This window comes from Erythrobacter fulvus (genome assembly GCF_028595285.1).
Taxonomy (GTDB): Bacteria; Pseudomonadota; Alphaproteobacteria; order Sphingomonadales; family Sphingomonadaceae; genus Erythrobacter; species Erythrobacter fulvus.
Map to the genome: position 1 here is coordinate 419827 of NZ_JAQQXQ010000001.1, position 13785 is coordinate 433611.

Below are 13785 nucleotides of genomic sequence, written 5' to 3' on the forward strand. Positions count from 1 at the left end.
CGCGGCGCGACAATCCCTTCCGGCTCTCCCTCTGGACAGTCCGGATCATCCCACAATCGGCGTCCCCTTTACGTCCCCTCGCGGGCAAGGCCGGACGCATGGAGAATATTCAATGGCAACGCGCATGCTTATCGATGCGCGCCACCCGGAAGAAACCCGGGTGGCGGTACTTCAAGGCAACCGGATTGAGGAATTCGATTTCGAGTCTGCCGAACACAAGCAGATCAAGGGCAATATCTACCTCGCCAAGGTAACCCGGGTCGAACCTTCGCTGCAGGCGGCTTTTGTTGATTTCGGCGGTAACCGACACGGTTTCCTCGCCTTCAGCGAAATCCACCCTGACTACTATCAGATACCCAAAGCTGACCGTGAGGCGCTGCTGGCCGAAGAGGCCGAGGCCGCCGAGGAAGAAGCCCGTCTACGCGACGAGGAGGAGGACGAAGGCATCTCCCCCGGCGAGGAATACGACGCCGAGGATGACAGCGGCGAAGCGCTGGCCGAAGATCTCGCCGAAAACGGGGTCGAGGAAATCGACACCTCCGACAAGGATGAAGTCGCCACCATCGAGGACGGCACCTCGGACGAGGAATCCGGCGAAGACGACAACGACAACGGCGACGAGGAAGCTGACGGCGATTCCGCCGAAAACGACGATCAGGATCGCGGTCGCGGTCGTCGCGGGCGCCGCCGTCAGGGCAAGGGCGACAGCAAGGGCAGCCGCAGCCGCGCCAAGCAGGTCGACGAAGTGCGCGCCAAGCGCATGGCACTGCGCCGTCGTTACAAGATCCAGGATGTAATCCAGCGCCGTCAGGTGCTACTGGTGCAGGTCGTCAAGGAAGAGCGCGGCAACAAGGGTGCGGCGCTGACTACCTATCTCAGCCTCGCCGGGCGCTACACCGTGCTGATGCCGAATTCGTCGAGCGGTGGCGGGATCAGCCGCAAGATCAGCTCGACCAGTGACCGCAAGCGGCTGAAAGAGATCGTCTCCGATCTCAAGCTGCCCAAATCGATGGGCCTGATCGTGCGCACTGCCGGTCTTTCGCGCACCAAGCCCGAGATCAAGCGTGACTTCGATTATCTCGCCCGCGTGTGGGACGAGATCCGCGAAAAGACCCTTGCGTCGGTCGCGCCCGCGCTGATCCATTCCGACAGCGACCTTATCAAGCGCGCGATCCGCGACATCTATAACCGCGACATCGAAGAAGTCGTGGTCGAGGGCGAGGAAGGCTACAAGTCGGCCAAGGCCTTCATGAAGCTGCTAATGCCCAGCCATGCGCGGCGGGTGAAGGCCTATTCCGATCCGGTTCCGCTGTTCCAGCGCTATGGCGCCGAAGACCAGCTGCGGGCGATGTATGATCCGATGGTGCAGCTGAAGTCGGGCGGCTATCTGATCATCAACCCGACCGAGGCGCTGGTCTCGATCGATATCAACTCCGGTCGCTCGACCAAGGAACACAATATCGAGCAGACCGCGCTGCACACCAATCTGGAAGCAGCCAAGGAAATCGCCCGTCAGCTGCGCCTGCGCGACATGGCCGGCCTCGTCGTCATCGACTTCATCGACATGGAGTATTCCTCCAATGTCCGGAAGGTCGAAAAGGCGATGAAGGACGCGCTCAAGAACGACCGTGCGCGTATTCAGGTCGGCCGTATTTCCAGCTTCGGCCTGATGGAAATGAGCCGCCAGCGCCTGCGCACCGGCGTGCTCGAAGCGACCACCCGCCCTTGCCCGCATTGCGACGGCACCGGCCTCGTGCGCACCGCATCGAGCGCAGGCCTTTCGGCGCTGCGGTTGATCGAGGACGAAGCGGCCAAGGGCAAGGGCACGCAGATCCGTCTGGCAGCCAGCACCGAAGCGGCGATCTACCTCCTCAACGAAAAGCGCGCCGATCTGGTCGAGATTGAACAGCGTTACGGCGTGAGCGTCGAAGTCGTGCCCGAAGGCGAGGACGAAGGCGCGAAGATGAGCGTTTCGAGTGGCGGCCCGCGCCCGGCGCAGGCTCCGCGTTTCGATCCGATCATCGACGAGGAAGAAGACGAGGATATCCCCGAGGAAGAGGACGCCTACGAGGAAGAAGAAGAGCGCGAGCCGCGTGCACGACGCGAACGTCGCGACAGCGCCGACGGCGAAGATGATGCCGGACGCAAGAAGAAGCGCCGGCGTCGGCGCGGCGGGCGCAACCGCAACCGTCAGGATCGTGAGGATGGCGGCGAGGACAATGGATCCGAGCAGGCTCAGGATGGTGACGAGCAAGAAGCCGACGAGGCTGGCGAAGCGGCACCCGCAGAAGGCTCCGACGAAAGCGGCGAGGAGCGCCCCAAGAAGCGTCGCCGTCGCGGCGGCCGCGGACGCAAACGGCGCGCCGATGGCAGCGAGGACGAGGCCGGTAGCGATCAGGCGCACGACGGTGATAGCGACGACGCCAGCGATGACGCCGTTGCAGCCACTCCCGAAGCCACTCCGACCGAAGAAGCAGAGGCCGCCGCAAGCGAGGCATCTGCGGAAACCCCTGCCGAAAAGCCGAAGCGCAAGCGAGCACCGCGCAAGGCCAAGGTGGTAGAAACCGAAGCCGACGTCGCCACCGAGTTTGCACCAGAACTCGCGGCCGAACCGACCGAGGCAGAACCTGCCGCCGAAGAAGCCGCCCCTGCCGAAAAGCCCAAGCGCAAGCGGGCTCCGCGCAAGGCCAAGGCTGCAGAACCGGCTCCGGTGGAAACTGCCGAAGCCACAGAGCCTGCAGCAGAACCTGCCGCTGCGCCTGAAGCCGGCTCGGAAGAGTCCGCGGACGAGCCGGAAAAGGCCGCTGACAGCAACGTCAAGCCGCGCAAGGGCTGGTGGAGCCGCACTTTCGGCGAATAAGAAACTAACAGATCAGGAATGGAGGGCGGGAAAGGACAACCTTTTCCGCCCTTTTTCTATCCCGGCTTACGGGCGATCCCCCACTCCATCCATCCGGCGAATTGCGGCGCCTTGGGGGTATAGCCCTCCCCCAGTGTCTCAACCGCAAATCCTGCGCCCGACAGCGCAGTGGCGATGGGGCGGCTGAGATGGCAACCCCCGGCCATGCGTTTCCACAAGGGCTCGATTCTCTCCTGCCATCGCCGCACACCGGCATCGGGCGCGCGGCCATGTTCGAGGAACAGCATCTGACCGCCGGGACGCAGGATGCGGCGCAACTCGGACATGACCCGGGCCGGATCATCGACCGAACACAGGGTAAATGTGCACACCACACAATCGAAACTGCTATCGGCGAAGGGGATAGCCTCCCCCCGCCCCTGCCTCAGATCCGCGGCCCAGCCCTTGTTCCGTGCCGCAGCCCGCGCGCTGTCCAGCAGGCCTTCGTGCGGATCGATCCCGGCATAGGAGGTGATCGCCGCAGGATCATAGAATTCATGGTTGATCCCGCCTCCGCAGCCCAGCTCGAACACGTCTCCCGCAGCCAGAGGCACCACAGCTTTGCGGCGCTTCATCACCTGCCCTTGTGAACAGGCGCAGGTGATGAGTTTCGGCATGATCCGCCGCTCGTACCACGCACCCAGCCCCATATTGCCTCCTTCGCGAAATCCTGTCCGGCAGTCTCCGCCAAAGCCCGTCGCTTGCCAATCCTTTCCTTGCGCATTGGTGCAAGATTTGAGTGGCGATGCCCCCGGCAAGCCTGTATTGGCCGCGACCATTCCCGATGGACCGGAACACAATGACCGACACACTTCAGCCGCTACGCATTTCGCCCGAAGACAAGAGCCGCGTGCGCCTGCTTTACATGGCGAAGCATGCCAAGTGGGGCGGCGGGATGCACCCGGAAGACGGCAACCACGCCATCTACCATCACGAAGTGCGCCAGACGCTTGAAGGACTCGGGCTCAATCTCACGTTGGGCGACAGCTATGATATGCTGTTCACCCGCCCGCCGGTCGATTTCGTGTTCCCGCTGCTCAACCGCGGCGGCTTCGTGAACTCGGAAATGCTGATCCCGTTGCTGTGCAACCGCCAGCGCCTGCCCTATCTCGGCGCCATGCCGTTCATGCGCGGGCTGGGCGACGACAAGTCGGTGTCGAAGCTGGTTGCGCGCCATGCCGGCGTGCCGACTGCCGACTGGTTCTGTTACCGCCGCGGCGCGCCGGTCAATGAAGCCGATCTGCCTGCCAGCCCCAACGGACGCTGGGTGATCAAGCCCAATGCGTCTTCGGCAAGCTGGGGTATTTCCGACGCCTTCGATTTCGCCGGAGTCGCCAACGCCATCGCCGATATTCACGGCCAGGGCCATGATGCGATCGTCGAACCTTACCTCGATGGCTACGACATCCAGTGCGCGTTCATCACCTTGCATGACGAACCGTCCGCGCTGCCGATGCTGTGGTACGAACGCGAGGATACGCAGCGTCTGTGGACCTATTACGAAAAGCGCGATCTGGTGCAGAACACCGAAAAGGCTGCGCTGAAGGCCTTTGATCATGCCGAATTCGCGCCGAAAATCGCTGCCATGGCCAAGGCAGTGGCGCGCGAGTTCGTGCCGTTCGACTATGGCCGCATCGAATTCCGGCTCGACCTCAATACGGGCGACATCAACTTCATCGAGATCAACCTTAACTGCAACCTGTGGTCGGAAAAGGTGATGGCCAAGGCAGCGGCGCGGGCCGGCTTCAGCCATGCGGATCTGCTCGAAACGCTGCTGGCCGAAAGCTGGCGCCGCAACGGGCTGATCAGCGGCTAGGATCGGGCGGTTCGGCGTGCGTCAGGCGGGGATCGCCAGCGCCTCGGCAAAGCGGCCAATCTGCTCGAACAGCGCCGCCTCGCGGGCATGATCGTCGATCGCGGCAAGCGCACAGATCTGCGGCATCGACAGGCCGACCCGCAACGTACCGCCCCAGTCGCCATCGTCGCGGCGCACGCATTTGACGGGTTGGCCAAGTCGCAGCCCGGTTTTGTCGAGCGCGTGATACAGCCCGCGGGCCGCTTCGAATGTCTGCGCTTCGGGATGACGGCTGACATCGAGAGTTGCGAGTGTGAGCATCTCGATCGGGTGCTCTACCGCAAGCGCTTCTTCGCCCGGCGGAACTGTATCGATAAGCCGCAAACCAAGCTTGTGTTCAAGCAATTCGCGCACAGCACGCTGGAACGACATGATGACTTGCTCAACCGCAGACAACCCAAGCGCCCCGAAGCGTTCAAGCTCGAACACGGAAGCTTCCAGCCTTAACGCAAGGCCGGGATTGGAACTGTCATCAAGCCATTCCCGCCCTGCCCAGCCTTCGCGCCATTCACCCTTGCGAAACAGGCTGGCGAAACCGGAGGGCAGCGGCGAGGCAGCAGCGACCAACGTTTCGGGAATCAGGGCAAAACCCGAAAACGGGGGACCGCCCATGAATTTCGAACCGGTGAGGAACACAATCGCCCCGCGCGCCAGATAGTCGCCCACCGCGCTGCGGGCGATACGCGCCTGACAGGCATCGACCACCACGCTCATCGCATCACCGAATTCCGCCTTCAGCGCGTCGATCTCGGTCAGTTCAGGCAAAATCAGACCGGTCTTTGAGCCGTGGACCACGTGCAGAAGGGCATGCCGCCCTTCACTATGTGTTCGCAGGATTTCGGCGCGAACCTGTCGGGCGATTTCCTCGCTGCTGCGGGCTATGCCGCCAGCGCAGCGCACCGGCACGTCGGCAAGCGTGACGCTTTCCATCCCCGCGACCGGCTCGCCCGGGTACGTCGCGACGCCCAGAGCTGTCTCTTCGGCGAAATACTGGCCACGCGCTGAATAAACGCAACCGCTGCCGACCTCGTCCGCGCCGAGCAGGATATTGTGCACGCCTGCCCGCCCCCGCCCGGCAACCGCTGCCAGCGCCACGAATTCGAGATCGGTGCCCGAGGGCGCAAAAACCACTTCGGTCGATTCGGCGATCCGGTATGCCGAACGGATTCGCTGCCGCAGATTGTCCAGGTGCGCGGTATAGTCCGGCAAACCCTTGTGCCGCAGGCCAAGCAGATGATCGCAGGCAGGCGCTGACAAGTCGTTCGCGGTGGAAGAAGCAAAAGCCAGCGTCTTGCGCGGATAAGGTGCTGCAAGATAACGGTTCAGACCGCTCACCGGGTCAAGCACAATACGTGCATCCCCGCCCGACGACAGAACGGCAACCAGCTCCGCAACGCCCGGCCGGTCGCGATAGGCAGGATCCATATCTGGAAATTGTGCGACCACGCGGTTCTTCTTGAGCGAATAAGCTTGGATGAGGCGCGTAGCAGATTTATGCGGCGGTGCCATTTCCATTCATCGGATGCCGCAAAACTTGTCCCAGCTTCGCCCCCTCACGATCCCGGCCGCCGCGAAGGAGCGGCTGACCATCCTGTTCATCGCCAAGAACGCGCTGTGGGAGGGTGAACTTCACCCCGAGGATGGCAACCATGCGCTCTACCATCGCGAGATGCGCGAGACTCTGGAGGGTCTCGGCCTCAGGCTCAAGGTCGCGCAGACGCATGACGTGATGTTCGATCCGCCCGCAGTCGATTTCGTGTTTCCGCTGCTAAACCGGGCGGGGTTCTTCAATTCGGAAATGCTGTTGCCGCTGCTGTGCGAGCGGGCGAAGATTCCTTATCTGGGGGCCAGCCCGATCCTGCGCGGCCTTTCGGACGACAAGCACCTCGCGAAGCGCGCCGCGCGCGATGCCGGTGTGCCGACCGCGCCCTGGGCGATCTATCGCAAGGGCGCACCGGTCACGCCCGAAAAATGCCCGACTGCGAGCCGTTATGTCATCAAGCCCAACGCTTCCTCGGCCAGCTGGGGGGTCGAAGATGCCTATGACTGGGAAGGCGTCAAAGCGGCCATCGCGCGCACCCATGCCGACGGACATGACGCGATCGTCGAGCCCTTTCTCGAAGGCAGCGATGTCGAGGTGCCGGTTATCACCATCAATGGCGAGCCGCAGATCCTGCCGATGATGATCTTCCGGCAGGCCGATCCGGCGCATCTGCGCACCTATTACGAAAAGCGCGATCTGGTCGATCGCAGCCAGAAATACTCGCTCGATCCCTTCGCTAATCCCGACATGGTGGCACGGATCGCAGAGCTGACGAAGAAGGCTTGGGAGGAATACCGTCCATTCGATTACGGTCGCTTCGAATTCCGTGTGAACGAGCAGACGGGCGACATCCAGTTCCTCGAGCTCAATCTCAACTGCAACCTGTGGTCGCAGAAGGTGTTCGGGCGTGCAGCAGTGCTGGCGGGATGGAGGCAGGAACAGCTGATCGAAACGCTGGTGGCCGAAAGCCTTTCGCGTCACGGTTTGCTAGACTAATATCCAGCCGTTCCCGAACGGAGGTTGGCGATGTCTGCAATCACTTTTCGGCCTTCTGCCGGCACCCGTAGCTTCCGGCTTGTGTTTTTGGCCCTTGCCGGCCTTCTCCTCGCGGTCCCGCTGGTGGCCATGCAGTTTACCGGCGAAGTGAACTGGGGCCCGGGCGATTTTATCGTAATGGGCGCGATGCTGGCTTTGCTTGGAACGGGCATTGATATCGCCCTGCGCCTTCCCGCCTCGTTCCGACTGCGCGCGGCACTGGCTGGGCTGGCCATCGCGGGGTTTCTGCTGGTCTGGGCGGAGCTGGCCGTCGGCATTTTCGACTAGGCCGGGACTTCATCTCCGCGAAAATCGAAGACCTTGCCCGAATCCTGCGGGCCAAGCCGCGCGAGCACGTCGAGCAAATTTGTGGCTGCATCCTGCGGAGCGGTCAGCTGGCCCTCCGGAAGGTTCGACTGGAAGGGCTCCGACAATGCGCTGTCCACCGTTCCGGGATGCAGGCCCGCAACCACGCCTTCGGGATGGGTGCGCGCCATTTCCAGCGCGAAATTGCGGATCAGCATGTTGAGCGCCGCTTTCGAAGCGCGATAGGAATGCCACCCGCCGAGACGGTTGTCGCTGATCGATCCGACCCGCGCCGAAAGCGCCGCGAAGACGAAACGCCGGTCGCGCGGCATCAAGGGCAGCATGTACTTTGCGATCAGCGCCGGCCCAATCGTGTTGAGCGCGAAAACCTCCGCCATCGCAGCCGGATCGAGCCGCTTATACGTCCGCTCCGGCCCCGTGCCATCGGCGAGCGTCAACACGCCGGTTGCGACGATCACCCACTCGGGCGGATCATCCTTCATCATCTCTGCCGCGGCGGCGATACTCGCTTCATCGGCAAGATCGAAGGCAAAGGGGTAAATGGCGTCGCCCTGCGGCCCTGCGCCCCTGCGTGACCCGGCGTGGATCACCTGTGTTCCTTGCGCCGAGAACGCTTCGCAAAGCGCGCAGCCGATTCCGCCCGATGCGCCAAACACCGCCGCAGCGCGCGGCCAGCGCGCCATATTTTCCGTTGGGGAGCCATTGCTTGCCATAGCACCTCATAGCGCATGGCAGGCCGCATGGTTCCGGCTGGTGAGGCGCGCTCAACTCCTGTGCAAAAGCGCGCAACACCGCCCGCTTGCCTCACCCGGCAGAGGCGCTAGATAGGGTGCAAATCAAAACGGGATCATCCAATGGCGACCTTCACTCTCCCCAAAAATTCCAAGATCAGCAGCAATGGCAAGGTGCACAAGGCTGAAGGCGGCCGGGTGAAGTCGTTCAAGATCTACCGCTACGATCCCGATTCCGGTCAGAACCCCCGCTACGACAAGTTCGAGATCAACCTCGACGAATGCGGGCCGATGGTTCTGGACGCGCTGTTCAAGATCAAGAACGAGATCGACCCGACGCTGACGTTCCGCCGTTCGTGCCGCGAAGGCATCTGCGGTTCTTGTTCGATGAACATGAACGGCAAGAACGGCCTCGCCTGCACCACTGCGATCGAGGACCTGAAGGGCGAAATCCGTATCACCCCGCTGCCGCACATGGACGTGATCAAGGACCTGGTGCCGGACTTCACGCATTTCTACGCGCAGTATGCCTCGATCCGCCCCTGGCTGCAGACCGTCAGCCCCACGCCTTCGGGCAAGGAGCGCCTGCAGTCGCCCGAACAGCGCGAGAAGCTGGATGGCCTGTATGAGTGCATCCTGTGCGCCTGCTGCTCGACCTCGTGTCCGTCCTACTGGTGGAACTCGGACAAGTTCCTGGGGCCCGCAATCCTGCTGCAGGCCTATCGCTGGCTGGCGGACAGCCGCGACGAGATGACGGGCGAGCGTCTGGACGACCTCGAAGATCCGTTCCGCCTTTATCGCTGCCACACCATCATGAACTGCGCGAACGTGTGCCCCAAGGGCCTGAGCCCGGCAAAGGCGATCGCGGAGACCAAGAAGATGATGGCCGAACGCGCGATTTGATCCGGCGGTGCTGAAAGACGACGTATTCGAGCACGGGCCGGACCCAGACAACCCGGGCTGGCGGCACTGGAACCTGAAGGACCCGACGCTGTTCAACGGCGCGGTTATGGGCAAGCTCATCACCCGTGTCGATCCGGACGGGAAGGTGCGTCTGCGCATGTTCCCCGAACGGCGCCACGAGAACCTGCAGGGCATTATCCACGGCGCGGTGACGCTGGCGCTGATCGACATCTCGCTGTTCGTCACCATGCATAATATCGGCACAGGCAATGCAGGGCCTTCGGTAACGCTGGAACTTTCCACGCAATTCGTGGGCGGCGGCGATCCCAAACGGCCGATGGACGCCGTGACCGAGATCGTGCGCGAAACCGGCAAGCTGGTGTTCGTGCGCGGAATGGTGGAGCAGGAAGGCGACGTCGTCGCCAGCTTCTCGGGCATCGTCCGCAAGATGCTGCCGCGCGGCTGAACCTTGCGCGGTGGCCGGAATGCTTGCCCGTTACGATGCGCTGATTGCCAGCGGCGAACTGCGAGCCGATCCCGATCAGCGCGCAGCAGCCGAGCGGCTCGACCGGCTGCAACGCGAACTTGAGGCACCGCCGCCCAAGCGGGGCCTGTTCGCCCGCCTCACCGGCACCGCCCCCTCATCGACCGACCCACGCGGCGTCTACCTGTGGGGCGGAGTCGGGCGCGGCAAGTCGATGCTGATGGACTTGTTTGTCGAGACTCTCGGCATTTCCGCCAAACGCCGCGTCCACTTCCACGCCTTCATGCTCGAAGTCGACCGCCTGATCGCTGAAGCGCGCAAGGCCGAGCGCAAGGATCCGTTGATTGCAGTGGCTCTGCGCATGGCCGAACAGGTGCGCTGCCTCGCCTTCGACGAGATGGTCGTCACCAACACCGCCGATGCGGCGATTATGGGCCGCTTCTTCACCGCGCTGATGGAGGCGGGCACGGTGATCGTTACCACCTCCAACCGGCCCCCGCGTGATCTCTACAAGGATGGGCTCAACCGCTCGCTGTTCCTGCCCTTCATCGATCTGGTGGAGGCGCGGATGGACGTGCTCTCGCTTAATGGCGAGACCGATTACCGGCTTGACCGGATCGGCGGGCTGGCGACGTGGCACGCGCCGCTGGGCGATGCGGCAACCGCGCAGGTTCGCGAGGCGTTCTTCCGCCTCACCGACTTCGAACCCGAAGATGCCGCGCATGTGCCGAGCGGACAACTCGATCTTGGCGGCGGGCGCACGCTTCACGTGCCCAAAAGCCTGAAGGGCGTGGGCGTGTTCAGCTTCAAGAAGCTTTGCGGGGCCAATCGCGGCGCGGCGGATTACCTCGCCATCGCACAGGCCTTTCACACGGTCATCCTCGTGGGCATCCCGCGGATGGGACCGGAAAACCGCAACGAGGCAATCCGCTTCACTAAGCTGGTCGACGCGCTCTACGAACACCGCGTAAAGCTGTTCGTCACTGCCGCGGCAGCACCGGAGGAACTTTATCAGGCCGGCGATGGCGCCTTCGAATTCGAACGCACCGTCAGCAGATTGAACGAAATGCAGAGCGACGATTACATGGCGCTCGGCCACGGCACTGAGGACTAGCCGCCCACCCCCAGGCGGGTCAGCGACTTTTCCAGCATCAGCAGCTGCCACAAGGTGCGCGAATGGTCGGCACGAGCGGCAATGTGGGCTTCGGCCAGCGCCGATATCGCCTTGGGGTCGAAGAACCCTGTCTGTGCCAGCCCACCCGTCGCGATCCCGCGCGCCGCCCCTGCTAGCGGGCCGCGCAGCCATTCCGCAATCGGGGTGACGAACCCCTGCTTGGACCGGTAGAGCACATTGTCCGGCAGATAGCGTTCAAGCGACTTCTTGAGCAGGTACTTGCCGGTCGATCCCCGCACCCGCATCCGCTCGGGAAGGCGCGCGGCGAATTCCACCAGACGGTGATCAAGCAACGGCTCGCGCGCTTCAAGGCTCACCGCCATGCTGGTTCGATCGACCTTGGTCAGAATGTCGCCCGGCATCCAGAACTTGAGATCGGCGTATTGCGCGCGGTCGAGCCCCGAACGGCCCGGTGCGGCCTGCATCAGCGCGATCAGCTCGTCCTCGCCGCGGAAACCGGCGAGGCTGGCATTGAAGGCATCGGAATAAAGCGCCTGCCGCGCGTCCGGAAGCGTCACCGACAGGCCGCGCGCGTAACCTTCCTCACCACTTTCGGCGAGCGCCAGCAGGGTCGCCTTGGCGCGCAGCGGTCGCGGCGCCCAGTCGGCCTTGGGCCATGCCTGCCCGAGCGCGCCGAACAAGGGAGCGCGCAGACTCGCCGGCAGCACGGCGCGCGCGCGTTCCTCATGATGGTGAAACACCTGCCGCCGGTAACCGCCGAAGGCCTCGTCCGCACCATCGCCCGACAGCGCTACCGTCACCCGCTCGCGCGCCAGCTGGCACACCCGCCATGTCGGCAGCGCGGAGGCATCGGCGAAGGGCTCGTCAAACATCGCCGCAAGGCTGTCTATCGCGGCGAAATCATCGGTAGCGACGATCCGCTCCTGATGGTCCGCACCGAATTTCTGTGCGACCTGACGAGCATAGGAGGTTTCGTCATAGGCGGCGACATCGAAACCGATCGAGCAGGTCTGCACCGGTTGGGGACTTGCCTCGCTCATCAGCGCGACCACGCCCGAGCTGTCCACCCCGCCCGAAAGGAACGCGCCCAGCGGCACGTCGGCCACCATGCGTGAACGCACGCCTTCGCGCATCAGGTGGACGAGTTGCGCCGACAGGTCGGCCTCGTTTCCACGTTCGCGCTGCGTGAAGTCGATATCCCACCAGCGCTGCGGCTGACCGGTTGCGCGCCCCTGTTCCAGCAACAGGAAATGCCCCGCAGGCAGCTTCTCCACCCCTGCCAGAATGGCGTGCGTATCGGGGACATAGCCCCAGGTCATGTAGGATTCGATCGCCTGCGGGTTGACCCGGCGGCGCAGCAGCGGGTGGGCCAGCAGGCCTTTCAGCTCGGAAGCGAAAGCGATGCTGCCGTCGGAAAGGTGCGCGAGAAACAACGGTTTCACCCCGAAACGGTCGCGCGCGAGGAACAATTGTCGCTTGTCGCGGTCAAACAGCGCGAAGGCGAACATCCCGTCGAGCCGCGCGAGGCAATCCGGCCCCCAGCGCTGCCAGGCGGCTAGGATCACCTCGGTGTCGCCGGAGGTGCGGAAGCTGAACCCCGCCTGTTCCAGCTCACGCCGCAACTCGCGGAAGTTATAGATCTCGCCGTTGAAGACGATCACCGCGCGTCCGTCTGCCGAATGCATCGGCTGCGGCGATCCGGCGAGGTCGATGATCGAAAGGCGGCGATGGCCCAGCCCGACGCCGTGATCGGTCCACACCCCTGCCCCGTCAGGCCCGCGATGGACAAGCGCATCGCACATCCGTTCGACCCGCGCGGGATCGACCGGCTTGGGGGTTTCGGCATGAAAGATCCCGGCAATCCCGCACATCGCGTCGTCAGGCCTAGATCATGGTGCCAAGCGCGGCAATCGCAGCCAGCGCGGCGATCGCAAACGCAGCGCCTGTCGGCGCAAACCGGGCAGCTTCGGAGCGCTGGACCCAGTCCCATTGCGCGACCGAATGTGCTGTCCAGCCATACTGCTCCGGCTCCCGATCGAAAAATCGCCATGCTGCGCCCAGCAGCGCGGCAACCACGATGGCGAAGAATATCCAGCCATAGACGATATGATCGAACCCGGTCGCCTTCTCCGCCCCGACGAACTGCGCGACATAGATCGTCGCCCAGGCCCGCACGCCATTGGCGAGGATGGGCACGATAATGCATGCCGCGATGAAGATAACACGGCGCGACCAGCGCTCGAACCGGGTGAAGCACACCAGCACCCCCAGCGTCACCATGGCGATTAGGAACTTCACGCCAGAACAGGCCTCGGCAACGATGAACAGCCCGGCGGGGGTGTCGATATAGATACCCTCGACACTGGCAGGCACCCCGCTCAAATGCGTGAGCGCGATCGCTAGATCGGCGGTGAGGAATTGCAGCGGAGGAATGATCTCGTCGCCGAACGGCACGAGGAAGGCAGCAAAGGCAATCGGCAGCGCCAGCAGAAGGCTTGCGCGCAGGCCTAACACAGTCACCACCGCCGCCTGCAATGCGCCAACAGCCCCTGCGTGAGCGACAAGATTGATCCCACTCGCGCGCCCTGCCCACCACAAGCCGAGCGCCGCGATAACCAGCGCGAGGCCGGGTATGAACGGGCGCGGTTCGATGCTGCCCAGCTCCTTCGCTTTCAGCGCTACCAGCCATGCGATGATCGGCGGCACCAGCAAAAGGTGATTATAGGTGTCGATGTTCCACCACTGGTGCAGCATCTCACCCCAGCTTTGCGCCGTAACCGCCACCAGAGCAAAGGCCGCCGCACCCAGCAAGACCAGCGAAATGCGCCATTCGGCGGGAATGCGCGCTGGCATCACCCTGCGCGGAGCGGAGA

At 63.5% G+C, this 13785-nt stretch carries 12 protein-coding genes; 7 read left to right on the forward strand and 5 right to left on the reverse strand.

Going from position 1 to position 13785, the window contains the following annotated elements; all coding sequences use genetic code 11:
* Positions 1 to 112 precede the first annotated feature (112 nt).
* Positions 113 to 2860 (forward strand): Rne/Rng family ribonuclease, encoded by a 2748-nt coding sequence (locus OIK40_RS02050; protein WP_273675753.1) that lies wholly within the window; start codon positions 113 to 115, stop codon positions 2858 to 2860.
* A gap of 56 nt (positions 2861 to 2916) precedes the next feature.
* Here OIK40_RS02050 and OIK40_RS02055 read toward each other — a convergent pair whose 3' ends face one another.
* Positions 2917 to 3549 carry a class I SAM-dependent methyltransferase gene (locus OIK40_RS02055; RefSeq protein ID WP_273675755.1) on the reverse strand — a complete coding sequence of 211 codons (633 nt, stop codon included), beginning with the start codon at positions 3547 to 3549 and terminating at the stop codon, positions 2917 to 2919.
* Between the two features lie 149 nt (positions 3550 to 3698).
* Between OIK40_RS02055 and OIK40_RS02060 the strand changes: the two genes are divergently transcribed.
* Positions 3699 to 4715, forward strand: coding sequence for a D-alanine--D-alanine ligase family protein (locus OIK40_RS02060; RefSeq protein WP_273675757.1), 1017 nt, complete (start codon positions 3699 to 3701; stop codon positions 4713 to 4715).
* 21 nt (positions 4716 to 4736) lie between these two features.
* Here the strand turns inward: OIK40_RS02060 and OIK40_RS02065 are convergent, their stop codons facing one another.
* Positions 4737 to 6200 (reverse strand): PLP-dependent aminotransferase family protein, encoded by a 1464-nt coding sequence (locus OIK40_RS02065; protein WP_273675759.1) that lies wholly within the window; start codon positions 6198 to 6200, stop codon positions 4737 to 4739.
* An 88-nt stretch (positions 6201 to 6288) separates the two neighbouring features.
* Between OIK40_RS02065 and OIK40_RS02070 the strand changes: the two genes are divergently transcribed.
* Together OIK40_RS02070 and OIK40_RS02075 are read left to right on the forward strand one after the other, a co-directional pair.
* Positions 6289 to 7293 (forward strand): D-alanine--D-alanine ligase family protein, encoded by a 1005-nt coding sequence (locus OIK40_RS02070; RefSeq protein WP_273675761.1) that lies wholly within the window; start codon positions 6289 to 6291, stop codon positions 7291 to 7293.
* 30 nt (positions 7294 to 7323) lie between these two features.
* A complete protein-coding gene (locus OIK40_RS02075; RefSeq protein WP_273675763.1) occupies positions 7324 to 7620 on the forward strand; it encodes a hypothetical protein in 297 nt (98 codons plus the stop codon).
* Here OIK40_RS02075 and OIK40_RS02080 read toward each other — a convergent pair.
* Entirely contained in the window at positions 7617 to 8342 is a 726-nt protein-coding gene (locus OIK40_RS02080; protein WP_273675765.1) for an SDR family NAD(P)-dependent oxidoreductase, read from the reverse strand. The genes OIK40_RS02075 and OIK40_RS02080 overlap by 4 nt on opposite strands.
* A 171-nt stretch (positions 8343 to 8513) precedes the next feature.
* On the opposite strand from OIK40_RS02080, the gene OIK40_RS02085 reads away from it, so the two are divergent.
* From OIK40_RS02085 to zapE, 3 genes are read left to right on the forward strand one after another with little or no spacing between them, the layout of a single operon-like run.
* Positions 8514 to 9293, forward strand: coding sequence for a succinate dehydrogenase iron-sulfur subunit (locus OIK40_RS02085; RefSeq protein WP_273675767.1), 780 nt, complete (start codon positions 8514 to 8516; stop codon positions 9291 to 9293).
* A 10-nt stretch (positions 9294 to 9303) separates the two neighbouring features.
* Positions 9304 to 9759 (forward strand): PaaI family thioesterase, encoded by a 456-nt coding sequence (locus tag OIK40_RS02090; RefSeq protein WP_374211771.1) that lies wholly within the window; start codon positions 9304 to 9306, stop codon positions 9757 to 9759.
* A gap of 10 nt (positions 9760 to 9769) precedes the next feature.
* Positions 9770 to 10891 (forward strand): cell division protein ZapE, encoded by a 1122-nt coding sequence (gene zapE, locus OIK40_RS02095; protein ID WP_273675771.1) that lies wholly within the window; start codon positions 9770 to 9772, stop codon positions 10889 to 10891.
* Here the strand turns inward: zapE and OIK40_RS02100 are convergent.
* Together OIK40_RS02100 and xrtA are read right to left on the reverse strand one after the other, a co-directional pair.
* Entirely contained in the window at positions 10888 to 12783 is a 1896-nt protein-coding gene (locus tag OIK40_RS02100; RefSeq protein WP_273675773.1) for an XrtA/PEP-CTERM system amidotransferase, read from the reverse strand. The two genes, zapE and OIK40_RS02100, sit on opposite strands and share 4 nt — an antisense overlap.
* A 13-nt stretch (positions 12784 to 12796) precedes the next feature.
* Positions 12797 to 13765, reverse strand: coding sequence for an exosortase A (gene xrtA / locus OIK40_RS02105; RefSeq protein WP_273675774.1), 969 nt, complete (start codon positions 13763 to 13765; stop codon positions 12797 to 12799).
* Positions 13766 to 13785: the final 20 nt, after the last annotated feature.

What these genes read in the sequence shown, in the direction of transcription:
- OIK40_RS02055 (WP_273675755.1), bottom strand. Translation starts at nt 3,549, where the DNA reads ATGGGGCTGGGTGCGTGGTACGAGCGGCGGATCATGCCGAAACTCATC.
- OIK40_RS02100 (WP_273675773.1), bottom strand. Translation starts at nt 12,783, where the DNA reads ATGTGCGGGATTGCCGGGATCTTTCATGCCGAAACCCCCAAGCCGGTC.
- OIK40_RS02050 (WP_273675753.1), top strand. Translation starts at nt 113, where the DNA reads ATGGCAACGCGCATGCTTATCGATGCGCGCCACCCGGAAGAAACCCGG.
- OIK40_RS02060 (WP_273675757.1), top strand. Translation starts at nt 3,699, where the DNA reads ATGACCGACACACTTCAGCCGCTACGCATTTCGCCCGAAGACAAGAGC.
- OIK40_RS02080 (WP_273675765.1), bottom strand. Translation starts at nt 8,342, where the DNA reads ATGGCGCGCTGGCCGCGCGCTGCGGCGGTGTTTGGCGCATCGGGCGGA.
- xrtA (WP_273675774.1), bottom strand. Translation starts at nt 13,765, where the DNA reads ATGCCAGCGCGCATTCCCGCCGAATGGCGCATTTCGCTGGTCTTGCTG.
- OIK40_RS02085 (WP_273675767.1), top strand. Translation starts at nt 8,514, where the DNA reads ATGGCGACCTTCACTCTCCCCAAAAATTCCAAGATCAGCAGCAATGGC.
- OIK40_RS02075 (WP_273675763.1), top strand. Translation starts at nt 7,324, where the DNA reads ATGTCTGCAATCACTTTTCGGCCTTCTGCCGGCACCCGTAGCTTCCGG.